20 protein-coding genes and 1 tRNA gene are annotated in these 21,695 nt (G+C 61.5%); 9 read left to right on the forward strand and 12 right to left on the reverse strand.

The annotated features are described in order from the left end of the window. Nucleotides 1-87: 87 nt before the first annotated feature. The 9 genes from JW929_08910 to JW929_08950 all read right to left on the reverse strand — a co-directional run bounded on the left by JW929_08910 (nucleotide 88) and on the right by JW929_08950 (nucleotide 10,218). On the reverse strand, nucleotides 88-1,011 hold the full coding sequence (locus JW929_08910; GenBank protein MBN1439516.1) for an ABC transporter ATP-binding protein: 924 nt from the start codon (nucleotides 1,009-1,011) through the stop codon (nucleotides 88-90). Further along, nucleotides 1,008-1,955 carry an ABC transporter ATP-binding protein gene (locus JW929_08915; protein MBN1439517.1) on the reverse strand — a complete coding sequence of 316 codons (948 nt, stop codon included), beginning with the start codon at nucleotides 1,953-1,955 and terminating at the stop codon, nucleotides 1,008-1,010. Before JW929_08915 ends, JW929_08910 begins: the two co-directional genes overlap by 4 nt. A gap of 89 nt (nucleotides 1,956-2,044) precedes the next feature. Next, nucleotides 2,045-3,391, reverse strand: a complete 1,347-nt coding sequence (locus tag JW929_08920; GenBank protein ID MBN1439518.1) for an efflux RND transporter periplasmic adaptor subunit — start codon at nucleotides 3,389-3,391, stop codon at nucleotides 2,045-2,047. 72 nt (nucleotides 3,392-3,463) lie between these two features. Beyond that, complete coding sequence (locus tag JW929_08925; GenBank protein MBN1439519.1) at nucleotides 3,464-4,597, reverse strand: ABC transporter permease; 1,134 nt, start codon at nucleotides 4,595-4,597, stop codon at nucleotides 3,464-3,466. 2 nt (nucleotides 4,598-4,599) lie between these two features. Further along, nucleotides 4,600-5,217: a TetR/AcrR family transcriptional regulator gene (locus tag JW929_08930; protein MBN1439520.1), complete on the reverse strand. Its 618-nt coding sequence runs from the start codon at nucleotides 5,215-5,217 to the stop codon at nucleotides 4,600-4,602. A 399-nt stretch (nucleotides 5,218-5,616) separates the two neighbouring features. Continuing rightward, on the reverse strand, nucleotides 5,617-7,176 hold the full coding sequence (locus tag JW929_08935) for a hypothetical protein (GenBank protein ID MBN1439521.1): 1,560 nt from the start codon (nucleotides 7,174-7,176) through the stop codon (nucleotides 5,617-5,619). Between the two features lie 22 nt (nucleotides 7,177-7,198). After that, entirely contained in the window at nucleotides 7,199-8,497 is a 1,299-nt protein-coding gene (locus JW929_08940; GenBank protein MBN1439522.1) for an FAD/NAD(P)-binding protein, read from the reverse strand. Nucleotides 8,498-8,620: 123 nt separating this feature from the next. Continuing rightward, on the reverse strand, nucleotides 8,621-9,745 hold the full coding sequence (locus JW929_08945; protein MBN1439523.1) for an ABC transporter substrate-binding protein: 1,125 nt from the start codon (nucleotides 9,743-9,745) through the stop codon (nucleotides 8,621-8,623). Beyond that, nucleotides 9,742-10,218 (reverse strand): redoxin domain-containing protein, encoded by a 477-nt coding sequence (locus JW929_08950; protein ID MBN1439524.1) that lies wholly within the window; start codon nucleotides 10,216-10,218, stop codon nucleotides 9,742-9,744. The genes JW929_08945 and JW929_08950 overlap by 4 nt, the downstream gene beginning before the upstream one ends. A gap of 481 nt (nucleotides 10,219-10,699) precedes the next feature. On the opposite strand from JW929_08950, the gene JW929_08955 reads away from it, so the two are divergent. Then, nucleotides 10,700-11,302, forward strand: a complete 603-nt coding sequence (locus JW929_08955) for a hypothetical protein (GenBank protein MBN1439525.1) — start codon at nucleotides 10,700-10,702, stop codon at nucleotides 11,300-11,302. Nucleotides 11,303-11,410: 108 nt separating this feature from the next. Here the strand turns inward: JW929_08955 and JW929_08960 are convergent, their stop codons facing one another. Both JW929_08960 and JW929_08965 read right to left on the reverse strand, forming a co-directional pair. Continuing rightward, nucleotides 11,411-12,910, reverse strand: a complete 1,500-nt coding sequence (locus tag JW929_08960; protein ID MBN1439526.1) for a DUF2867 domain-containing protein — start codon at nucleotides 12,908-12,910, stop codon at nucleotides 11,411-11,413. Between the two features lie 3 nt (nucleotides 12,911-12,913). Then, entirely contained in the window at nucleotides 12,914-13,858 is a 945-nt protein-coding gene (locus tag JW929_08965) for an aldo/keto reductase (GenBank protein MBN1439527.1), read from the reverse strand. A 105-nt stretch (nucleotides 13,859-13,963) separates the two neighbouring features. On the opposite strand from JW929_08965, the gene JW929_08970 reads away from it, so the two are divergent. The 8 genes from JW929_08970 to JW929_09005 all read left to right on the forward strand — a co-directional run bounded on the left by JW929_08970 (nucleotide 13,964) and on the right by JW929_09005 (nucleotide 19,394). Continuing rightward, entirely contained in the window at nucleotides 13,964-15,001 is a 1,038-nt protein-coding gene (locus JW929_08970) for a hypothetical protein (protein ID MBN1439528.1), read from the forward strand. Nucleotides 15,002-15,062: 61 nt separating this feature from the next. Beyond that, a tRNA-Gly gene (locus JW929_08975) sits at nucleotides 15,063-15,134 on the forward strand. Between the two features lie 57 nt (nucleotides 15,135-15,191). Further along, a complete protein-coding gene (locus tag JW929_08980) occupies nucleotides 15,192-16,103 on the forward strand; it encodes a tyrosine-type recombinase/integrase (GenBank protein ID MBN1439529.1) in 912 nt (303 codons plus the stop codon). Between the two features lie 102 nt (nucleotides 16,104-16,205). Beyond that, a complete protein-coding gene (locus JW929_08985) occupies nucleotides 16,206-16,787 on the forward strand; it encodes a hypothetical protein (protein MBN1439530.1) in 582 nt (193 codons plus the stop codon). A gap of 177 nt (nucleotides 16,788-16,964) precedes the next feature. Beyond that, the gene (locus JW929_08990; GenBank protein MBN1439531.1) at nucleotides 16,965-17,567 is read left to right on the forward strand and encodes a hypothetical protein; all 603 of its coding nucleotides are present in this window, start codon (nucleotides 16,965-16,967) and stop codon (nucleotides 17,565-17,567) included. A gap of 84 nt (nucleotides 17,568-17,651) precedes the next feature. Then, nucleotides 17,652-17,846 (forward strand): hypothetical protein, encoded by a 195-nt coding sequence (locus JW929_08995; GenBank protein ID MBN1439532.1) that lies wholly within the window; start codon nucleotides 17,652-17,654, stop codon nucleotides 17,844-17,846. Nucleotides 17,847-18,277: 431 nt separating this feature from the next. Then, on the forward strand, nucleotides 18,278-19,039 hold the full coding sequence (locus tag JW929_09000; protein MBN1439533.1) for a helix-turn-helix domain-containing protein: 762 nt from the start codon (nucleotides 18,278-18,280) through the stop codon (nucleotides 19,037-19,039). Further along, nucleotides 19,014-19,394 carry a hypothetical protein gene (locus JW929_09005; protein MBN1439534.1) on the forward strand — a complete coding sequence of 127 codons (381 nt, stop codon included), beginning with the start codon at nucleotides 19,014-19,016 and terminating at the stop codon, nucleotides 19,392-19,394. The genes JW929_09000 and JW929_09005 overlap by 26 nt, the downstream gene beginning before the upstream one ends. A 1,235-nt stretch (nucleotides 19,395-20,629) precedes the next feature. Here JW929_09005 and JW929_09010 read toward each other — a convergent pair. Then, nucleotides 20,630-21,388, reverse strand: a complete 759-nt coding sequence (locus JW929_09010; GenBank protein ID MBN1439535.1) for a hypothetical protein — start codon at nucleotides 21,386-21,388, stop codon at nucleotides 20,630-20,632. Nucleotides 21,389-21,695: the final 307 nt, after the last annotated feature.

The following is a 21,695-nucleotide window of genomic DNA, read 5'->3' on the forward strand; positions in this document are numbered from 1 at the left end:
CGCCGTTTTCCCCTTCGCCGATTCCGAAAGGGAAAGGGCGCTTCCATAATAGCATGAATTGACGAAAAGGCCCGCCGCGCGGAGGGATCAGCGGTCGGGATTGGACGAGGCGGTCAGGGTGAGGAAAATGTCTTCCAGGCCGGGTTCCGCCGGCTCGATTGTCCGGAGGTCGATTCCCTTCCGCCGGAGGCAAGCGGAGAGTTCCTCTGCGGGGCTTCCGACCGGGGTGATCGCGCGCAGGTGGCCGCCGGCCAAACCGGCGCGCGAAACGATCGGACAATCCGCCAGCGCGGTCAGCGCCGCCAGCAGGGGCTCGGCGTGGATATCCCAAGCGCGTCCCGGCAGGGCGTCGCGCTTAAGGGCGCGCGGGGAATCCAGCGCCAGCAACCGGCCGCCGCTCATGATCCCCACCCGGCTGCAGTATTCCGCCTCGTCCATGTAATGCGTGGTGACGAGCGCGGTGATGCCTTGCTCGACCAAGCGGTAGATGAGATCCCAAAAGGTGCGTCGGGCGGTGGGATCCACGCCCGAGGTGGGTTCGTCAAGGAAAAACAATTTCGGCCGGTGGACGATGGCCGTGGCCAGCGCCAGCCGCTGACGCCAGCCGGTGGATAATCCGCCGACCAGGAGATCGCCGAAGGGGCCCAATCCGACCAGGTGCAACACGTCTTCCAACCGGACCGGATCGGTTACGCCGTACACGCCGGCGTAGAAATCCAGGTTTTCGCGGACGGTCAGGTCGCCGTACAGCGCGAATTTCTGGCTGACGTACCCGACCCGTTCGCGGATTTCCTCGGCGTTGGCGCAGATGTCGAATCCGAGCACCTCGCCGCTTCCCGCAGTCGGCTGCAGCAGGCCGAGCAGCATGCGGATGGTGGTGGTTTTTCCGGACCCGTTGGGGCCGAGGAACCCGACCACCTCCCCGGCCGGGATTTCGAAGCTGACCCGGTCCACGGCGGTGAATTCCCCAAAACGTTTGGTCAGGGATTCGACCCGCACGACGGGTTTCATCGGCTCGTCTCCAGGAGGAAGATGAACACGTCCTCCAGCCCGGCGGCGATCGGCCGCACCCGTTCGACCGCCGTCTGTCCTTCGGCGGCCAAGCTCCGGATCCGCCCGGCGACGGCTTCCCGGGCGCCTGCGTGCGTCCGCACGTGCAGGCGGTCGCCGAACATCTGCGCATCCTCCACTTCCGGATCGGCGCGGAGAATTTCCCGCAAGCGCGGGAGCGGCGCACCGACCACTTCGAGGACGCGGTCGGCGAGGGCCGCCCGCAGACGCGCGGGCGGCCCTTCCACCACCAAACGGCCGGATTGCAAAAATCCCACCCGGTTGCAGCGCCCGGCTTCGTCCATATAGGGCGTGCTGACCAGGACCGACAGCCCGCCTTCCGAGACCAGGCGGATGATCAACTGCCAAAAGGACTGGCGGGTGTTCGGATCCACGCCGGTGGTGGGTTCGTCGAGCAGGAGGATTTGCGGACGATGGACCAGCGCGGCCGCGAGCCCGAGTTTTTGCTTCATCCCGCCGGAGAGCTGTCCGGCCCGCCGGCGGGTGAACGCCCCCAGTCCCACAAAATCCAGGATCTCCCCGCTCCGCGGCAGCCAATCCCCGCCGGAAAGTCCGCGGACCTCGGCAAAAAATTTTAGATTCTCAAGGACCGTCAGTTCCTCGTACAACGAGAACCGCTGCGGAAGGTAGCCGATGCAGGAACGGGCCTGCTCGACTTGCTTGGGGATCGGCCAACCGGCTGCGGCGATCCTTCCCGAGGTGGGTGCGACCGCCCCGCACAGCAGGCGCATCAGCGTGGTTTTGCCGGCGCCGTCCGGGCCGACCAAGCCGTAAATTTCGCCCGCCGCCACGCGCAGGGTGACGCCGTCGACGGCCCGCGTTCCGCCGAAGGCCTTGACGACGTTTTCCGCTTCGATCGCGTTTTTTTTCTCTGCGTCTGTCATTTGCTTGCGTATCCATCCCCCCTCTCCCATCCCCCCTGCCCGTTATACGGGCAGGGGGGATGGGAGAGGGGGGATGGGGCGGCGTCCGCTTATTCGCCGAAGGTCACATCCGCCGGCATCCCGGGTTTGAGGTCCGATCCCGAGCCGGTTACGGTGATTTCCACAGCGAAGACCGTCGTCCGGCGGCCTTCTTCGGTCTGGACATTGCGCGGCGTGAACTGCGCCCGATCGGCGATGCGGGTCACCGAACCGGAAAAGGTCCGTCCGGGGAAAGAATCGACCGCGATCGCGACGGTCCCGCCCAGCCGGATCTCGCCGTAGCGGTCCTCCGGGATGTAGACGGTGATGGTCAGGCGGTCGAGCCGGCCGAGAATCAGCGCGGTGGAGCCGGCGGCGGCGATCTCGCCCGGTTCGACGCTGCGAACGATTACGGTGCCGTCCGAGGGGGCGGTCACGGTCAGCTTGCCGATCTGCGCGTCGATCGAATCGAGCTGGGCCTGCGCTTGGGCAACGGCCTGCTCCGCCTGCGCCACGGCCGCTTCGGCCTGTTGAACGGCGGCCGCGGCGAGTTTCACGGCGTACGAATCCTCGCCGGTGTGCAGCCGGGCGAGCCGCTCGAGGGCGGCCAAGTAGCGTTCCTCCGCCGCGCGGAGACGGGCCCGGGCTTCGATCAGCGTCCGTCCTTGCTCGGTTTGGAGCGATTCGTCGTAAGCTTGCTGGGCGCTTTCCAGATCGTCCCGTGCGGAGTCGAACTGCTCCTGGGCGGCGTCGATCAGATCGGAATCCCCGGCGGCTCTCGCCTTGGCGAGCGCGTCCTGACTCGTGAGGTACGCCGCGCGCGCCTGCGCCAGGCGCTGTTCGGCGGCGAGGATCCCGGCGTAATCCGGATCATTCATCAGGCGCTGCAGGTTTTCGCGCTCGGTCTCGAGGGCCTTGCCGGCGGCTTCCACCTCCGCTTCCATCGCGGCAATCTGTTCTTGCTTGGTGAAATACCAGGCCGGCAGTTCGAACTCCGGCGGCTGGTAACCCGCGGGCGATGGCGTGCACGAAGGCGATTCAGCCAGCCGGGCGGCCTCCAGAATTTGTTGATATTGGATCTGCGCGGTTGTCGAAGCGGCGCGGGCGGTTTCCAGCCCGGCCTGGGCGGCGGCCCGGCCGGCTTCCGCCTGAGTGCGCTGGGCTTGAAGCAGCGTGCCGTCCAGCCGGAACAGCGCTTGGCCGGCGGCGACGGTCTCCCCCTGGTCGACCATTACCTCGGCGACCTTGCCGGAAAATTCCGGCGAGATGACCACCTCCACCGCCTCGACGGTTCCGGAAGCGGTGATCGGGCCGCGGGTTTGGGACCCGTTGCGGGAAACAAAATACCAGGCGGCGGCGGCTCCGGCCAGGAGCACGACGGCCGCCGCCGGGAGCAGGCGACGCAGGTTTGCTTTCATGGCTGCACCTCTTGAATCCATTTTAGATTGCCGAATCCTCCCCGGCCTTCGGTTGCCGGAGATGGGAAGCGGTTAATCCAACCGCTTGCGGAACCTCAGCGCGGCGATTCCCATGATCACCACGCCGAATGCCGCGAGGGCGACGATCTCCCGGGAAAAAGCTTCGATGCCGACCCCTTTGAGCATCAGCGAGCGGATGATGACCAGATAGTAGCGGAGGGGGGTCAGATGGGAAATGATCTGCAGCGCGGGGGGCATGGCTTCCAGCGGGAAGAAGAAGCCCGAGAGGAAGATGCTGGGCAGGAGGGTCATCCAGACGGTCAGCATAGCCTCCTGCTGGGTGTTGGCCAAGGTCGAAGCGAGAATTCCAATCCCCAGGCTCGACAGCAGAAACAATCCCGAAAGCAGGGCGATCAACACGAGATCGCCGCGCACCGGAACGCCGAACCACCAATGGCCGAGGGCGATCACCTCAAAGGTGTTCAGGAACGACAGCAGCACGTACGGCAGGAGTTTGCCGATGATGAGTTCCAGCGGGCGGATCGGGGTGACGATCAGCTGTTCGATCGTGCCGCGTTCCCGTTCGCGGACGATGGCGGTGGCGGTGAGGATCGAGGTCAGGGCCTGCAAAATCACACCGATCACCCCGGGAATGGAGAAGTAGGCGCTGACCAAATCCGGGTTGTACCAGACCTGGGTGAGCACTTCGAGCGGCGCCTCGACGGCCGCGACGGAGCCGCGGCGGGCCATGCGTTCGGCCAGGACGGAGGCGGCGTGGGCTTGGCCGATCATTTGGGCGGCCGAGAGGGCGGTCGAAGCGACGGTCGGATCCGAGCCATCGAAGACGAAGGCGATCTGGGCTTTTGCGCCGCCGGAGATCAACTCCCCGTACCCGGCGGGGATGATCACCCCGGCGCGGGCGATCCCGCCGTCGATCATCGCCCGCAATCCTTCCTCCGAATCCGCGTCGCCGATCAGGCGGAAATAATCCGCCGCCCGGTAGGCGTCGAGCAGCGCGCGGGATTGGGGGCTGCGGTCCTGGTCGAGGACGATCAGCGGCACGTTGCGGACGTCGTTGGTGGCGGCGTACCCGAGCAGGAGCATGTTCATGATCGGGATCGCGATCACCAGCACCAGCGTGCGCGGATCGCGGCGGATTTGGAGGAATTCCTTGCGGATCAGAGCCAGCAGGCGCGGGAGGGACATGCTCACACGGCTCCTGCAGGGGCCGGCGCCAGCACCCCGTGAAGGTAGATTTCGATGAAATCGTCCAGGCAATCGGTCCGCATGGATTTGGGGAGGAACTTCCAGATCATGATTTCCGATACGTAGTAGGAAATGAACAGGCCGCCGAACGAGCGGATCAGGACGGGCAGAGGGATCGGCCGCAGGCTGCCCTGCTTGCGGGTCACCGACCGGGTGAATTCCACGAGGCGGGGGATGAAATCGGAAAACAGCGCCGGGATGTGGCGGCTGTCGAATTCGACGATTTCGATCAGCATCAGGCGGAGAAAGCCCGGCTCCCGGTCCAGGACCTGGAGGATCCGCCGCGCGGCCTGGCGCAGAAAATCCTCGACCGTATCGCCCCGGACCTCGGCCAGGGCGGGGAGGATGTGGGTGTAGGGGTGGTGCTCGTGCAGGACGGCGACGAACAGGTCGTCCTTGTTTTTAAAGTGGTTGTAGGCCGCGGCGACGCTTAATTTTGCCCGGGCGGCGATGTCGCGCATGCTTGTCGCATGGTAGCCCCGCTTGAGGAACACCGCATACGCCGCCCGGAGGATGGCGCCGCGGGTCTCCGCTGGTTTGACGTCCCTTTTCCTGGCCATGGATTCCTCCAAGAAATAAACGAACGTTCATTCATTATAGGACGAACGGGATTTGTGTCAAGAGGGGCATGGATATTGGCGGGCCAATAAGAGCAATCCCATGCTTCTGGATCGTCGTCCCGATCCAAGCTCATGACAGGCGGCCGCCCTTGCCCATCCGCCGGCCTCGCGGAATACTCCGGTTCCCGGTTGTTGGGAACCGGAGTGTCTGTGAAGCGGAATATTCATGGCGGGAATGCGGCCGTTGCATCCCTGGATCCCGGCTTGGAACTCGCCGGGATGACGAACCAATTCCTGCATGGGTTTCTCCAAAAACGCCGTCCTCTCGGTTAATGGACGGCCGCGGGCGGACCGAATCACAAAAAAAGAGCAGAAGCGGGGATTTCCAACGCGGGGCGATTAATTCGGAGTCACACGCAGGATCGTAATTGCTCCGGAGGAAAAGACTTGCGGCTGTAGGCCGTCCGCGGAGGCGCCGCAGGAGGGTTGATCCCCCGGACAGAGGACATACTCCACCCGCCGATCGGCGAGAATGCGCGACCGGACCGCCGGATCCGCGGTTTGGTAGAACGCCTCCACGTCCCGCAGCGCCCGGACGGCGTCGGGAGTCTCCATCGGATGGCCGTAGACCACGCGCACGCCGGCCAAACCGGGCAGCCATTTGCCGAGCTCGGGGGGAGCCAAGACGACCGACCCGCCTGCGTTGGCGTTCAACCAATCCGCAGCGGCGGCTTCGTCGCGGCTGAGGAACAGCGCCGGGTTGCGGGCAAGCCCCGCGGCCAGGAGCGCCAACAGGAAAACCAGGTTGGTTATCAGCAGGGGAACGCCGGCGGCCAGCAAGCGTCCGCGGGATAGGGAGGGGCGGAAAACCCAAGCTTCGAGCTTCGGGGCGGCCAGCGCCGCCAGGGGGATCCACATCCCCAGCATCAGCCGCCGCTGGAGGGAAAACGGCGCGTAGAGGAGGAGGAGGTTGACCGCGAACCACACAATCAGCAGGAAGCGCTTCTCATCGATCGACCGGAGTTGCTCCCGCCACGGCGCCCTGATCCGCAGCCTGTCCGCCAAGGAAACCAAAACGGCCGCGCCGGGCAGGCCGAGGGAAAGCGCGATGTCCCACACCGGCGGCGTGGGCGTTTGGTTTTGCGAGAACCAGTCCGCAAAGGCGGGCAACGCTCGAAGGATCCAGAAATCGTACAGAATCCAAGGAAGAATCCCCGCCGCCGCGGCGGATATTCCCGCCAGGGACCCGTCCGGAAAACGGCCGCGGGTCAGGCGCATCCATGCCGCCCAAACCGCGAGCGCGAACCCAAGCGGAAGAAAGGCGAACGGCTGGATTGCGCCCAGCGACGTTCCGCAGAGAAAAACCAAGGCCAGCGAAAGCGGAGATTGGCGCCGGGCCGGCAGGGCGATCCGCATCGCCAGCAGCAGAACCAGCGCCGTTGCCAGCGGGAAATGCGCGCTCGTAAACATCCCCAGGAAGGGAATGTATTCCGCCACCCATAAGTCGGCGGTGAAGGATCCGAAGACTACGGCGAGGAAGCCCAGACCCGATCCGAAGCCCGTGATCAGCCAGGCGGCGGCACGGGCGCGCGGGGAGAATCCGATCCGGCCGAAGAATTCCCAGGCCGCGGTCAGGAAAAAAACGCCTCCCAGGATCCGCGCCGCGTGCCACACGACGATCAGCGGCAACCCCAGCAGGCGTGCGCAGTGGCCGAGGAAAAGGTAGAAGGAGAAGATCAGCGCGCCCGGGCCGGGATCCTCGGTGAAGGCCAGCGTGTAGAGGTATTGTCCGTCGTACCCCTGGCGCATCTTCGCCAGGTAGGAAGCGGCGTCGTAGGGATTGAACAGGAATCCGGAAAAGCGCATGTCGCCGGCGGAGGCGTACGCGGCTGCATAGGGGATCAACGTGAGCAGGGCGAAGAGAAGCGAAATTCCGATGATCGGCCAACGGGATCGCATGCGTGTCCCTCCCCGGCGCGGGTCAACGCATCCGCGCGGCTCGCCATCGGCGGCGGAGGGCGTCGCGCCCCCAATCCGCCAGGTCGCGCGGCCGGAGCGTCATGCGGAACAGATCCCGGTAGGATTCGTCGCCGGTGAGCATGCCCCAGATCGTCCGCGCCAGGATCTTTTTCTGCTCCGGCCGCCGCTCGTCGAGCCGCAGACTGTAGAGGAAGGCGGAGGCGAGGCGGGTGTTTTTCATGATCGTGTTGCTGATTCCGAACAACAATTCACCGTAGCGGTTGTCGGCGGCGATCCGCCGCGCGCCGGGGGCGTAGCCGGATTCGAACGCCGAGGCGCTGACGCCCTCGCGGAGGGCCGCGTCCATCGCCAGCCGCGACGTGATGAAGGCCGAATGGATCCCGTCCTTGTACAGCCGGGCGACGGCCGAATCCCCCACCGCCACCCACCGGTCCCCGAAGAAGCGGCTGGCGGCTTGCAGCGGGACCCGCGGCCCGCAGCCGCAGCGGCTTTCCGGTGCGGCGGGAAGGTATTCGGAGAGCGGCTGGCGCTGGGCGCGGAAGAATTCTCCGATCGGGTCCGGCCCCAGGCCGTGCCCCAACAGCGAGACGTTGAGGTAATCCCGTTTGGGAACCAGCACCCCGAACAACAGGCCTTTGGGATCGCCGAAGAAGGCCGCCACGGTGTGGGCCGGCCAGCCGGGGGGTTTGGGGATCTCATCCTGGGCCATGATCTCGACCGGCGGCGGAACGTACCCGTACACCGGATCGAGGACCGGGCGGCTGTTGACGCCGTGGGCGACGACGACCAGGTCGGCGGCGGTCGATTCGGAATCAGTGTGCACGACGGGCCCCGCCTGCCACCCGACGGAACGCACCTGCTCCGGGACGTAGACGGCGCCGCGCGCCCGCGCTTCGGCGAGCAGGAAGGCGTCGAAGCTTTCGATCGGTTCGCCGGCGTGGATCCGCGGGCCGCGGCCGCGGTAGACGCTGAGGATCCTGCGCCCCGGCCGGGGTTGGGGCAGGCGGATGACCTTGCCGAGGATGTGGACCCGGTATTCCTCGATGGTCTCCTGGATCACCTTGGGGGGTACCTGCAGACCGATGGATTCCATCGCCAGCAGCGCGTTGGCCGAGACGATCCCGGCGCAGCCCTTGCAGCTCGCCGCCCCGCGCGCCTCGCGGACAAAGCGCGGATCAAAGATCCGCACGTCCAGGCGCCGCGAAGCCGCGCGGGCGCGTTCCAGCAGATGGATGGCGGCGAAGCAGCCGGCCGGGCCGCCGCCGATGATGCATACCCGGCTGTTCTCCTGCAACAGCATGTCCACTCCTTGGGGAGGATGATAGCATCCCGGCCGGGAAAACGAAACCCCGGGTCGGCGGCAAGGATCACCAGCGGCGGCCGGAGAGAGTCAACAACCGTCGGGGTTCGCCGCGAATGGGGCTCAGGACGCCGGAATCCACCGGCCGGGTAGTTCCTTTGAGGGAATCAAAACCGGTACGCGGTTTGGCCGTCCGCCGGCGAGAAGGTATTCGCCGGCGACCCCTTTCCACTCCGCGCCGGACCGCCAATAAGAGAGAATTTCCGCCCGCGGCGGCGGCCGGCGGATATCGGCCGCGGAACCTTGCATCAACGGCAGAAGGCAAAGGGTGACGGAATCGTAAACGAGCGCGGCGAGCGGAGGCGGCTCCACGCCGTGGCGGTTTCGGAAATCCTCGGCAAAAAAGCCGGTTGGGCCATCCGCCTCAATGCCTTGGGCGGCGGGTGAGTAGTACAGGGCGATGCGGTTGGAATGAATCCCCGGCGAAGGAAGACCTTGCGCCGCAGGGGCCGCGAGGAACAGGGCGCCGTTGTATTCCGCGGCTTCCAAATCCGCCAGAAGAACGGGGGCGTAATCCAGGTCTCCCGCAGAATAAACCAACTGTGGCGGCGCCGAGCGCAGGGGAGGGATCCAGGGGGAAGTCCGCCGGTCCGGCGAGAGCTCATATTCGGAGATGTCCAATCCAAGCTGCAAGGCGCGCAGGCGGAAACCGTCGCCGACGGCCCGGGAACGTCCTTCGGGATCCGCCAACAGGTACACCGTTGTGAAACCTTGTGCGGCGGCCCATTCGGCGTCGGCTGCGCCGTGCCGGCCGGCTTCCGGAGCCAACCATAGGAGTTCCGGCATCGGGGCGGCTTTTGGAAATGAAGCGGTTTCCGCCGGCAGGACGGCCGGAATTCCGGCCGCATGGAGGACTTCGGCGGCGGCCAAGTTGCCTGCGGTCGAGGTGTGCAGCACGGCGCACAGTGTGTCGGACCGGGCGGCGATCCGGGACACGGCGGCGGAGAGGGCTGCCGCTGAATCGGGCGCATCCACGGCGGTGAGGTCGATCCGCCAGCCGGCTTGGATCAGCGCGGAAGACATATCCTCCAGCGCCATTCCAGCGGCCAGCCGGATTCCCTCGCCGGAAGCCGCTTGCGGTCCGGTCAGGTCGGTCAGCAGGATGATCTGATGGGAACGGGTGGTTTCGCTGCAACCGGCAAGGATCCCCGCCCACAGCAGAACGAGAGCGATGGAGCGGACCGTCATCGATCGGAGACTTCCCAGTTGATGCGGTCCAGTTCCGCCAGGAGGATGTCGTTGGAGGGCAGATCCGGCGCGGAAGCGCCGTCGTATCGGTAGCGAATCCGGCTTGCGCGGTCCACGAGGACCACGCTGGGCAGCCGTCCCTTGTCGAAAATGTCCACCCGCTGCTGATAGAGTTCGGCGACGCGGTTGTCGGAATCCGAAAAACCCGGAAAGGGGAAGTTCTCCCGCTGCCAATAATCCTGGATCTGATCGGGCCGGTCGGGGTCGATGACGAGAATCACCGCCCGGCGCTTCTGGAACTCCTCGTATCCACGGCGCAGTTGGGAAAGATGACGGCGGCAGAACGGGCAGGAAAGGCCGCGGTTGAACACCAGGACCAGGTTCGCATGGCCGTGGAAGGTGGACAGGGTGACTGGATACCTGTGGGTATCCACGAGTTGGAAATCCGGAGCGGAGGGAAAGGTATCAGACAAGGAACGGCCTCCCGATGCGGCGGGGACAATCCGATTATATATGCAATCCGCGGAATGCGGATTCCGCCGTCCCTCCGAGGAAAATCGTCGAGGGGCCATGATATAATTTTCTCTTACGGCGCAAGCGGTTTATTTTGACAGAATAATTTCAACCTACCATCACCGGCGTTATTGGTTCTGCCCGTCACCCCGGCGCTTGCCCTCGCGCCTGCCCTCGCGCCTCCCCTCGCGCCTGCCCTCGCGCCTGCCCTCGCGGAGCGGGGGGAGCGGGGGGAGCGGGGGGAGCGGGCGGAGCGGGGGTGCTCGAAGCCGGGGTCCGGTATTTTTCAAAGTGGCAATGGATGCCGGCTGAGATCGCCCCCGGCGAAGAACACGCCGAGGGCGGGCGCCGGCATGACGATCGCTGGCCGAGCAACGACGTTTTTCTTAATCGTTCGCAGGTGAAGAATCCCATCGGAACCGGAATGGCGGAAGGGAAGGAATGCGCGGCAAAGCGTACCTCTTGATCTTCGCCCTGTGCGCCGCCGCTTCGGCGGGGTGCGATTTCACCCTGCTCGCCCCCGCACCGGCCTTCACGCCGACCGCTACGCCCACGGACACCCCGCTCCCTACCGTCACGCCGTCGCCGACCGATACTCCATACCCTACGCGCACCGCTTCCCCCACGCCGATCCCCGGCATCGAAGAGCCGGTGCAGGTCGGAGAAGCCACCCTGCGGATCACCAAAGCCCTCCGCCGGGATGTCTACCGTTGCGGAGATACCTCCGTGGCGGTGGAAGATCCGGAATCGAAGGAATTCCTCGTTATTATATGGAATGTCGTCAAAGGGCCGCAGCTTGCCGCGGCCGAAGTGGAGGAATGGCTGCGCGACAACGACATCGATGGGATCCGGCTGGAATTTCGAAACGGCGCCGGTCAAACGTGGAGGGAGCACATCGGATACCGTTGCCCCATTCGCAACCGCAATACGTACGTGATAACCGAAATCCATACGGCTTTTCTCGTCGATCGGGATGCCGAGCGGTTTATCCTGATTCTGCCGGAAGGAGGGGAAATCCCTTTGGAATCCCTCCTGCCTTCCTGATCCTTCCTTTTTCCGAATCCCGCACATTCACCTTGGCCTAAACGCCCGCCGCGGAAGGATGCGGCCGATAGAGTACCGCCGGATCGGCGCCGGCGGGCTTCGGAGGATTTAAGCGGCGATCTTGGAGAGGCTCTCCGCGCGGCGGCAAATGGCGCGAATCAGGCCGGAAAAAATTGCGGAATGGATCGGTTTGAGAAAATGCCAATAGAGGATTCCCAGGAATCCCTTGGGCAGGTAATACGCCGTAAGCAGCAGGCGGGTTTTTCCGTTTTCGAACGGCAGGGCGAGGAACTCCAGCCAGCCCAATCCGAACATGCGCATCTCCGCGCGCAGGCGGAGCATCCGCCCTTGGTCCACCTTCTCCACCCGCCAGAAATCGATCACGTCCCCCGGGCGCACCTGATGGGGATGCCGGCGGCCGCGGATCCGTCCCACTCCGCCCGCCAGCCGGTCCAGCCAGGCGCGGAGGCGCCAAAGCCAATCCATGTAGAACCATCCCTGTTCGCCTCCAAGGGAGGTGAACACGTGGAACACTTCCTCGGGGGCGGCGGCGGCCAAACGCTGACGGTGCTCGAGGATCAGCCCTTCTTGGGATTCCAAATGGCCGGGCGGCAGGTCCCCCTGGCTGCTGGCCAGCGCGTCGGACCAGGCGGTCTCCACTTTTCCCTGTTCCATCCGCTGGATCGCACGGCGCAGAGATTCGCGGTAATGCATCAGCGGCAGACGACCGAAGACTCCTTCGGCCGTGTGCGTGTTCACCACCGCCGGCCGGCGGAGGCTTTCGATCCGGGTGCGGGCAAGCTCGTCCGGGATGGGCGTCATCCAGTGCACCCACTGCGCAGAAATCCAAGGCAGGTGCGCGGGCAGGGGGATCATCCAGCGCCGCTCGCCGCGTTCCTGCGCGTAGGCGCGCATCATTTGGAGCAGGGTGGTCACCTCCGGCCCGCCGATTTCGATCACCTTGCCCCGCGCGGTCGGCGTGCAGACGGCTAGCAGCAGGTATCCCAAAAGGTCGCGGATGGCGATCGGCTGAATGGGGGTGAAGAGCCACTTCGGACAGAGGATCACCGGCGAGCGCTCGGTGATGTAGCGGACGATTTCGAACAGCACGCTGCCGCTGCCCACCACCGGCCCGGAGCGGAACTCGGTAAGGGGGACGCCGGACCGCCGCAGCGCGCCGGCGGTCCGGCGCTGGGAGGCGAGTAAGCCGGAGCGGTCGCCGGTTTCATCGCCCAACCCGCCGAGGAAAATGATCTGACGGATTTGGGCCGCGCGGGCCGCCTCCGCAAACCGCTCCGCCACGGCAAGGTTGCGCTCGAGGAACGCGGTTCCCCCGCGCTGGGAATGGAGCAGGAAAAACGCGGCGTCGACGCCGCGCATGGCCTCCGTCAGGGGCGCCCTTTCCCGCGCGTCGCCGGCGGCGACGTCGACCTTGCCGATCCACGGCCGGCCGGCTAGGCGGTCCCGATCGCGGACCAGGACCCGCACGCGGTAGCCGGCCTCCAGCAGGCGCGGCGCCAGGCGGCCGCCGATGTAGCCGGTGACGCCGGTGACGAGGATGCGCGGAGTTTTTTCCTCCATCACGGATTCATCGTCCGAGGGAATCATGGATCACCGCTTCGCCGCCGCTTCGCCGGCCGAATCCAAGCGCGCTATTTCTTCCGGCTCCAGCCGCCACCGCAACGCGCCGATCACATCCTCCGCCTGGCGCCGATTCTTCACCCCGGGAATGGGAATCGCGCCCTTGCCGATGCCCCAGTTCAGCGCCACCTGGGTGAGGGAGGCGCCGCCGTGCGCTTGGCCGATCTCGCGCATGGCGAACAGCAGCGGCTGGACCCGGAGCAGGTACTCGCGGGGAAACCGAAAGCGACGGAACCCCGACGGAGGATCCTGGGCGGAGTACCTTCCGCTGAGAATTCCCTGCATCAGCGGGCTGTAGGCGATGACGGCGATCCCGCGCTCGCGGCAGAGGGAAATCAGGCCGCTGCGTTCCGGCGCGCGTTCCAGCAGGCTGTACGCGATCTGATTCGAAGCCAGGGGGATTCCGCGCCGGGCGAGGGCTTCGTATGCCGCCCGGGTGCGCCGGGCGTCATAATTCGAGACCCCCGCCGCAAGGATCAGGCCGGATTGAACCGCGTCGGCGAGCGCGTCCATCCAGACCGGGATGGGAACCGGGGGAAGGGGTCCGTGTATCTGGTACAGGTCGATGCGATCCAGTCCGAGCCGCCGCAGACTGCCGCGCAAGGCGCGGAGCAGGCTGCCCTTGCCCAGCCGGTGCGGAAAAGGGAAGAACTTGGAGGCGACGACCGCCCGGCGGTTCCCTTGGGCGAGGAACTTCCCGAGCAAGGTTTCCGATTTTCCGAGCCCGTACACTTCGGCGGTGTCGAAGAAGCCGATTCCCGCCTGCAGGCAGGCATCGAAGGCGGCGCGGATATCTGCTTCGTGATAGCCTTGCTCATACCCCCAGAACATCTTGTCGCCCCATGCCCAGGTTCCGATCCCGAGCGGCGGAACCCTTAGGGTTGTCTGTCCAAGGGGAAGGACTGGCGGATTCATGGATTTCTTATTATATAACCGTCGCGCCGGCACACGGGGGCGGCCGGTTCCCGGGGGTGGGGATGGGCCGGGGATTAAATGGTAAACTCAGCGCGGAGGGCGGAGATGTCTCTGGGAAACGTCGCCATCATCAGTTCCGGAGAAACCTCGCCAAGCGGGGGGATTGTCTACCGAAAATTATTCTCGTCCACGCCGCACGGCCTCCGAATCGCCATCCTGGAGACTCCGGCGGGTTTTGAACTCAACTCCGCCCGGGTAGCCGGGCGGGTGGGGGATTACATTACGCTGCGGGCGGGCGAGTTTTCACCGCGGGTCGACGTCATCCCGGCGCGCAGGAAAGGGACGGCGTTCAGCCCGGACGCGCCCGAAATCCTGCAGCCGCTGGCGCATGCCGATTGGATTTACCTGGGAGCTGGAAGCCCGACCTACGCCGTGCGGCAGCTGCGCGGCAGCCTGGCATGGAGGCAATTGCTCGCCTGTTGGCAGCAAGGAGCCGGTTTGGTGCTGGCCAGCGCCGCCGCGCTGGCTGTCGGCGCCTTCACCCTCCCGGTCTATGAAATCTTTAAAGTCGGGGAGGATCCCGAATGGAAGCCGGGGCTGGACCTGTTCGCCGGATTGGGGTGGAAGCTGGCGGTTGTCTCGCATTGGAACAACACCGACGGCGGGGAAGAGCTGGACACCAGCCGATGCTTTATCGGGCGCGAACGGTTCGACGTGATGCTGGGTATGCTCCCCCCGGAGGCGGCGGTTCTCGGATTGGACGAGCACACGGCGGCGATCCTGAATTGGGAGTCGGGCCGGGCCAGCGTGGAAGGAAGGGGGGCCGTCACCGTCCTGCGCGGCGGAGAGGAACGGGTTCATCCGGCGGGAGAGGAATTCCCGCTTGAGGAATTGGGTGAATACCGCATGCCGTCTAAGCCGTTCGGCGCGGGGGAAGACGTCTGGAAGGACGTTTCCGACCGCCGATCGGCAGGAGAAACGGTCCCCGTCCCGCCGGCGCAGGTCGCGGAAATGATCGCGCGCCGCGAGCGGGCGCGCCGCACGGGGGACTACGCCGCAGCCGACGCCCTGCGGACCGACATCGAACGGCTGGGGTGGACCGTGATGGACACGCCGCGGGGATCGCTGCCGCGCCCGAAGTAAAAAGGTTGACTCGCTCCCGGCGGCTGGCTATAATCAACGGGCTGAGCGCAGGACGATCGTTGCGGGTGTAGCCAAGTGGTAAGGCACTTGCTTCCCAAGCAAGCATTCGCGGGTCCGAATCCCGTCACCCGCTCAGGAAGAGAAAACGCGGTGCCCTTTTCGTGTGTGAAGTCTCCTCATCGGAGGAGTCATGCGAGAAGGGCACTTGCTTTCCCCGATTCGAACGTCGGTTAATCTCACCCTCAGCACTTCCCCGATACGGCAAGCCTTCGAGGATTTTCTTCTCTCGCGCGAGGCGATGCGATGCACTCCCGCAACCTTGGAACACTACCGCTATTCGGCCGGAGCGTTTATCACTTGGCTGGAGAGGCAGAACGTCAAGCACCCCGAAGAAGTTAAATCTTCTCACGTCCGGGAATGGTTGGCGGGAATGCCCAAGGCGAAGGATACAACCCTCCATGCGAAGGCGCGGGGCGTGAGAACGCTTCTCCGTTTTTGGCTGGCGGAAAAATACCTTACCGATGCCGTGACGTTTCAAATGCCAAGACTCGAAAAGAAACGGCTTCCCTCTCTCACGCCGGAGCAATTTCGTAAAGCATTAAAAGCCGTACCCACGGCGCGGGATAGGGCAATCCTTTTACTTCTCGTGGATAGCGGCATTCGACGGGCCGAAGCCCTGGCGCTGAATTGGGGAGACGTGAATTTCCAAACGGGGGCGGTGCTGATACGCAAGGGCAAGGGGAACAAGGCACGGATAACCGCAATCGGGGCGCGCACCCGGAGGGCGTTGATAGCACTGCGGCGCGGTCGTAAGATTGCGGATACCGACCCTATATTTACGACCGATGAGGGAATGCGAATAACGGCCTTCGGCCTTCGGAGCGTGTTTGTAAGGTTGGGCAAGCGGGCAGGCTTTCCCATCAGCCCGCACATGCTCAGGCGGACCTGCGCAGTGCAATCCCTGACGGCTGGTATGGACGTTATCACCCTGCAGAAAATTCTCGGGCACGCAGATGTGAGCACGACGGCGATTTACTGTAATCTCTTGACCGATGACGTGCTATCGGAACACCGGGCGCACGGTGCGGATAGTTGGTTATAGGAGGAATCGAAAACACCCAATAGGTTTATACTCATCCTTGGAAACTATGGCCGAACAAAGGAGCATATAAACAGGGGAATTAAACTAATTGAAGGAGGAAATATGAAACGCTATGTAGCAATAGGAATAGCCGTAGTGGCTGTGGTTATAATCGGAATATTGTCGGGTTTCTTGATTAGTACAAATTCGGAATTGGGGCAAACGCGTAATGCACTCTCTTTTCAAAAGCAAACAGACACCGCTGCGTCCTCCGCTGCAGATGCTACACAAGAGCGTCAATTTGGTTTATCTACAGAGGCGGTTTCGACGCTAACGGCCGAGAACCAACAATTGGATTCGTCTCGCAGTACACTTGAGGCGCTTAACATAGAATTGAATGAGGAGAATGCGAATTTAAAAATTCTCCAGAATGCCGCCTACTGCAATTTGCCATTCCCGAAAGTAGATTTCACTAGTAACGAAACGGTCTCAAAAGCATTGGTTGAATGGGTTAGTCATGACGATGGGCCCAATCTTATCGCCGATTGGCAACTCATTTGGAGAAATTCGGACGCGGCAATTCATAGAATTTATGGGGATTATTTGTGGGTTTACATAGTGACTTTCAATGATGGAATTGCCAGCCGCGATTCGATTCTTGATTTACAGCAGCAGTGCTTTCTGTATCTTGAGAGTTGGAAGTAACTATGCCATTGATATTACTTTTTCTCAATTAATTACATAGAAAAAGAACTGCCCCGCGAGACGCGAATCTCCGGGGCGGCGGCCAAAGCGATGAGAGCGCTCCGACGAAAGCAAGCATAGCATAAAAGAGAGCCGTTCGCATATCGCGGGCGGTTCTTTTCTTTTGGAGGGTGAAAGATGTATAAAAAAAATGACCCAATTATTCGGAAGTGTACACCCCGTGAATTTTGGATGTGGTTTCAGCTTGAGATAATTCAATCCCGAAAAAGATTCTCCTCCCCGGATGAGGGTATCTTCCTCCTAGACATTCCTTTACCATCCGGCGGGCTGGATGACGCAAGGGTGGAGATTACGACTAAGGGTAATTACTCTATGCCTCCAGGACTTACCCCGCCTCCGTCTTATACAGGACCAGCGGCACAGGTAGAATATTTTCATAATGAGATATTACCGAAGATAGAAAAGGTAGTTATTAATTTTTCGTTCGTAAAAGTGGATGCTGAGCAATTCGAGATTACTTCTCAAGTTAGCGGGCCGGAAACGATAGTCGATTATTACGAGAATGATTTATTGCGGAAGATAAAAGATAAGTGGCCGGAGCAGCCTGAGCATGCTCAATTGAAAATAAAAGGACAGTCAAGCCGGTTAAAACAAAAAATAGAAGAGCGAAAAAAACGCGTCCATCACTGGCGTGCTCAGGGGATGACTATTAGCGAGATAGCGGAAAGGGAAGACATGAGCGAAGTACAGATAAAGCGTGATTTAGGACTGCGAAAATGACCCCTTAAATGACCTTTTATTTGACCCCCTCGCCGGGTTACTGTGATTATGCAGTAACCCGGTTTCTTTTTCTGGAGGTCAACCATGCCCAAGGTAGAAATTATCTTAAGTGAATTGGAACATTCCGCCCTTGAGCGTTTGTCTCGAAGTGAAGGCAGGACGACAAAGAAGCAAGCGGCGGCGGTTATTCGAGAACGATTGAAACGGCGCGGTCTTCTCCCCAAGTCAAATCCAACCCCCCAACCATCCATGACGCAACCGATGAGCAACCAAGCTTAAAAAACCACCGTCCGGTGACAGGCCGGGCGGCATAGGAAGGACACTTACGATGCTTACTCAGTATAGCACTACTACCAAGGAGCGAAAGCCAATCCCCATCCATGGAAAACCCCTCTTCGTGGGAAGCCGCTGTATCGGAGAGATTGTCGGAAAAACTCTCCGAAAGCAAATTCAACCCTCAGGATTCCTACGGATACCACCGGCCATAGCGTGGGCGGTGGAGGCAATACGCGCAGCGCAGGCGGCCGGGGTGGAAAGGCTGGAAGTGATTTGCGGGGGGGATATCTATCGCCTAACGATGGAAGAATTTCTTCGTCATGCGTTCCCCGTCCATCGGGGCGGCTGGGAACCACAGCTTGCTGCAGCCTTACACGTTTGGCACATCCAACGGCAGGGCGAACCGGCGCAATTGGCGCTGCCGATATAAGCCGATGCGGAAAGATGATTATCTCCCCCACGAAATCGCAAAGGCCGTAACCCAGGACGGGCGTGAAGTCTGGCAACCCCGGTTTATCAAGTTGGATACGGCTTTCCGGCGCGAGACGCTGGCGAAGCTGAAGGGCTGTAAGCTCTCGGTTTACTTTGACCTGGCGGAGCACATGAACCGCGAGGGCGAATGCTGGCCTTCGATGGAAACCTTGGCTAAGGAAACCGATTATTCACGGAGGCAGGTAATCCGCGCGATAAAGGAATTGAAAGCGATGGGAATAATCTCCGTGGAACGCGGTGGAGCGGCGCACGGGCGGAAGCCGGTAAACCGGTACCGCGTCAATTCCTACGTCCGGTATTGTGATGAGGGCTGGCGCGAGGAAGACGCCCCGGAGTTATCCATAGGTGCGGAGCATGTCGGAAATGTCACTATGGATGGTGACATTTCGAGCATAAAAAGCATGTCGGAAATGTCACTAGAAGAAGACTTTGTATTTAAGAAGACTTTATCTGAAGAAGACAGCCCGCCGAAAATCACGGAAGGGGCTGCGCTGCGCGGCGCAAAAAAGCAACCCCGCGCCGCCCGCGCCACCTCTCCCCGGTCGGATGACGAAGTATCGCTTGCTATCAATGAAACGGAAGAAGAAATCGTCAAACGGCGCCCGCTTACGCCTTCCGAATTGGGGCGTTATAAAGCACGGGGTGTTTGGGGACCGCTGGCGCGGTTAGAAGCGGAACATGGTTCCCAGAATATCGGAGGTTGAAAATGAGCTGGCGTTTCAAATCAAGGCGGCTGGTTTACCCGTTCCGGCGCGGCAGGTGCAGATTATCCCGGCGCGGCGTTTCCGGTGGGACTTCGCTTGGCCTTCCGCTCACCTGGCGGCGGAGGTGCAAGGCGGCCTCTACTCCGGCGGGGCCCACGTCCGGGCGTGGGGAGTGACCCGGGACGCGGAGAAGAACAACCTGGCGGTCCTGGCCGGCTGGCGTGTGCTGTACTTCACCAGCGAGGTTGTCAGGTCCGGACGGGCGCTCTCCATCCTCGAAGACGCGTTGAAAACCCCTCCAGGAAGCAACAGGAAGCCCCAGGACAGGCGGGAAGGCGGGGTGGATACTTCGTGAACGGCATCACAAGTCAAGCTTGATGAACAATGGGTTAACAATGCGGAAATAGTGATAAGATAAATACGACCCGAACGAGCAAACGTCCGGGCCGTAAGAGCAAGCCGGGCAAGCGGCCTGCAAGGAAAAGTATAGCACCCGAAGCCGCTTCCGGTCGATACGTCGGAGGCGGTTTTTTCTTAAGGCACTTGCCCCGGCGTTTTCGAGGAACGCTTCACAATCGAAAAGGGCTGAATTGCAGGAGCGGCGCCTGCAGGTAAGGCACTTGCTTCCCAAGCAAGCATTCGCGGGTCCGAATCCCGTCACCCGCTCAGGGTCACACAGACTGGATAAAAGCATCCAGTCTTTTCTTTTCATGGGTAGTAAACGGAAATACCCGTCCCGCAATCCGCAATTTCCTTGGAAGGATATAAACCAAAAAGGGGTCTGCTCAACCTATTCAACATTGAGAAGAAATCCTGCACTTTTCCATCCTCGCCCCTATCCCCTGGCCCCTTCCCCCTCTCCTGACTTATGTCAGGAGAGGGGGAAGGGGTTTGGGGGATTGGAGTGAGGAAAGCGGTAGGACGGTAGGTGGAGGAGATCCATTAAAAAGCTATCTCCAAACATGATGGAAATACGGCGACAATCTTGGCATTTGGATTGCGGGAGCACCCGCTCGGGAATACACGGATTGGATAAACACATCCAGTCTTTTCTTTTCATGAGTAGTAAACGGAAACACCCGCGCCGCAATCCGCACTCTCCTGCGCCAAGGATGAAGGCATACTGAGGATATTCACGGACAGATTAAGAATTCGGTCGTAATGTGCGTATTTGGACTTCGGGATCAACCGCTCAGGTTGAATCCGAGTAGAATGACGCGTCCGATCCGATTGTTTTATAAGAAGGGGTATGAAGATCCCCATCCCGCAAGTCAACCTTTTCAAAGTATGTTTTCAACGGAACGCCGTTGGGAAGAGCAAAAAGGCGTGGTGATTATTTACGGATAAGCCTCTCCGCAAGAAAAAATTCCTCGGCGACGGCCCCCCCTGAAATTTTTATTTTTACCGCCGCTGGGCGGACGCATGCCGCTGAGATTTTGAATTGCCGCCCTGCCATCCTGTGCGCATGGCGTCGTACCGGGGTGTTGTTACAAAACTGTAACAACGCAGGCAAGAAACACCGGCGATTTTTATGTCCTGTGTTAAAACTGGCACGTGGAAATCCTTCCATACCGATGTAAAACGCATAGACTATTCACATCCGAATGCCGTCGCGCGTCTCCGATGAAAATGACAAACGGTAGGATGGATGAAACGACGAACGACAAACACAGATTCGCAGGCAAACCGTTGGACGGTTAATGTGCTTGGCTCTTTTCCCGTCCTGTCGTTGCTTGCTTTTCCGGCAGAATCCGTCAGCCGGGCCCAGGCAATCGACCCTTGGGCCGTCAGCCCCGAGGCGGGCGGCGTCGCCAATTTTCCCATCCGGCCGATCCGCCGGACCCGGACGAAGAAGCCGAAACTCACATCGACCGTATTAGTTTCCCAAACCCCAGCCGGGACGCCTCGGCCGATGCAAAAAGGGAATTTGACAAATACCGCGACACCCGCCGTGCCGAACGGGCAAGCCTCGACCAGACCGACGCAAACGACAACCATGATGCGGACGGCTACTCCAAGAGTTTTTATTCTTAATCCATGGTTAGTGGGAAAGAAACGGCGGTTAACAATGCGTGATGGTTGTTTTCCAATTGCGGCGTCAGCTTGGGAAACCGGCTGGTTGACGGTCTGGACAATCGACACGCGAAGGCGGTTTCTTTCCAACCTCTCGCCTCGGGGATATTTTTCGGAATCCAAAACCATAAAGAAGGGGGAGATGAAAGGAAAAAAGTATCTACTTAACCAGGTATTTCTATGCCTGCGCCAGCACTCGGCGTGTTCTTCACCGGGGGTAAATTTAACCGACAGACATTGAATGATCGAAAAACACTGGACCCCGGTTTCGAACACCCCGGCTCCGCGAAGGCGGGTGCCGGGGTGACGAACACAACCAAGAACTCCGGTGACGATATGTTCTGTTTATTCCCTGGGAATAGCCAGACCAAGCGGATACAGAAAAAAGGAAGCGATAACCATCAGGGAAAAAAGTTCCTTTCTTCATATGACTCCCCTGCAAAAAGTGGTTTTTAAAATGCCCATTCCGGCTTTCGCGTGAGAATCCAGGCGCGGCGCGAAAAAAAGAAAAAGGAAGATCCGTATTCACCCTTTCGGTCTGCCTGATTTTTCCTCCGTTCCGCTTCCCTGACCTGCTTTTCCG

Source organism: Anaerolineales bacterium, assembly GCA_016928575.1.
Classification (GTDB): Bacteria; Chloroflexota; Anaerolineae; order Anaerolineales; family RBG-16-64-43; genus JAFGKK01.

Bases quoted from the DNA above. Each gene is read 5' to 3' on its own strand.
- JW929_08945 (MBN1439523.1), bottom strand. From the start codon at position 9,745: ATGACGGTCCGCTCCATCGCTCTCGTTCTGCTGTGGGCGGGGATCCTT.
- JW929_08970 (MBN1439528.1), top strand. From the start codon at position 13,964: ATGTCTCTGGGAAACGTCGCCATCATCAGTTCCGGAGAAACCTCGCCA.
- JW929_08925 (MBN1439519.1), bottom strand. From the start codon at position 4,597: ATGTCCCTCCCGCGCCTGCTGGCTCTGATCCGCAAGGAATTCCTCCAA.
- JW929_08990 (MBN1439531.1), top strand. From the start codon at position 16,965: ATGTATAAAAAAAATGACCCAATTATTCGGAAGTGTACACCCCGTGAA.
- JW929_09005 (MBN1439534.1), top strand. From the start codon at position 19,014: ATGGTTCCCAGAATATCGGAGGTTGAAAATGAGCTGGCGTTTCAAATC.
- JW929_08980 (MBN1439529.1), top strand. From the start codon at position 15,192: ATGCGAGAAGGGCACTTGCTTTCCCCGATTCGAACGTCGGTTAATCTC.
- JW929_08965 (MBN1439527.1), bottom strand. From the start codon at position 13,858: ATGAATCCGCCAGTCCTTCCCCTTGGACAGACAACCCTAAGGGTTCCG.
- JW929_08955 (MBN1439525.1), top strand. From the start codon at position 10,700: ATGCGCGGCAAAGCGTACCTCTTGATCTTCGCCCTGTGCGCCGCCGCT.
- JW929_08930 (MBN1439520.1), bottom strand. From the start codon at position 5,217: ATGGCCAGGAAAAGGGACGTCAAACCAGCGGAGACCCGCGGCGCCATC.
- JW929_08940 (MBN1439522.1), bottom strand. From the start codon at position 8,497: ATGCTGTTGCAGGAGAACAGCCGGGTATGCATCATCGGCGGCGGCCCG.
- JW929_08995 (MBN1439532.1), top strand. From the start codon at position 17,652: ATGCCCAAGGTAGAAATTATCTTAAGTGAATTGGAACATTCCGCCCTT.
- JW929_08960 (MBN1439526.1), bottom strand. From the start codon at position 12,910: ATGATTCCCTCGGACGATGAATCCGTGATGGAGGAAAAAACTCCGCGC.
- JW929_09000 (MBN1439533.1), top strand. From the start codon at position 18,278: ATGCGGAAAGATGATTATCTCCCCCACGAAATCGCAAAGGCCGTAACC.
- JW929_08920 (MBN1439518.1), bottom strand. From the start codon at position 3,391: ATGAAAGCAAACCTGCGTCGCCTGCTCCCGGCGGCGGCCGTCGTGCTC.
- JW929_08985 (MBN1439530.1), top strand. From the start codon at position 16,206: ATGAAACGCTATGTAGCAATAGGAATAGCCGTAGTGGCTGTGGTTATA.
- JW929_08915 (MBN1439517.1), bottom strand. From the start codon at position 1,955: ATGACAGACGCAGAGAAAAAAAACGCGATCGAAGCGGAAAACGTCGTC.
- JW929_08935 (MBN1439521.1), bottom strand. From the start codon at position 7,176: ATGCGATCCCGTTGGCCGATCATCGGAATTTCGCTTCTCTTCGCCCTG.
- JW929_08910 (MBN1439516.1), bottom strand. From the start codon at position 1,011: ATGAAACCCGTCGTGCGGGTCGAATCCCTGACCAAACGTTTTGGGGAA.